Annotated in this window: 1 protein-coding gene; it reads right to left on the reverse strand. The window is 59.0% G+C overall.

What is annotated here, in order from left to right; genetic code table 11:
- Positions 1-691: alpha/beta fold hydrolase (locus AC1D0Z_RS23545; protein ID WP_477660533.1), on the reverse strand; the 691-nt coding region annotated here is incomplete at both ends.

The raw sequence follows: 691 nt of genomic DNA on the forward strand, positions 1-691 counted from the left end.
TCCTTGAGCCACTCGGACCAGTCGGTCCACCAGCTGCCGGGGTGCTCTGTCGCACCTTTGAGCCATTCGGCTTGCGTGGCGGGGAATTTTCCCTGAGGCAGTTTGTCGCGAGTCCAGTAGCTTCGTTTTTTCTTGGCCGGCGGGTTGATCACCCCCGCAATATGGCCGGAAGCGCCCATGACAAAACGTTTTTTGCCAGGCAGGTGCTGCGTGGACGCATAGGCGCCCCCAATGGGCACGATGTGGTCTTCGCGCGAACCATAGATGTACACAGGGATGTCGACCTTGCGCAAGTCAACTTTCTGGCCGCACACCACCGTTTTGCCCGGCTTGACGAGGTTGTTCTCGAAATAGGTATTGCGCAGGTACCAGGCGTAAAACGGGCCCGGCAGGTTGGTGGAGTCGCTGTTCCAGTACAGCAGGTCAAACGGAGGCGGGGTTTCGCCCTTCAGGTAGTTGCCCACCACGTAATTCCAGACCAGGTCATTGGGGCGCAGGAAGCTGAAGGTGGAGGCCAGGTCCTGCCCCTTGAGCAAACCGCCCTGCCCCATTTCGGCCTCGCGGTACTTGACCGATGTTTCGTCGATGAAGATATCGAGAATTCCAGTGTCGGTGAAGTCAAGAAACGAAGTCAGCAGCGTCGCGCTGGCGACCGGTTTTTTGCCTCGCGCGGCCAGTACCGACAGCGCTG

This window comes from Polaromonas sp. P1_E3 (genome assembly GCF_056405935.1).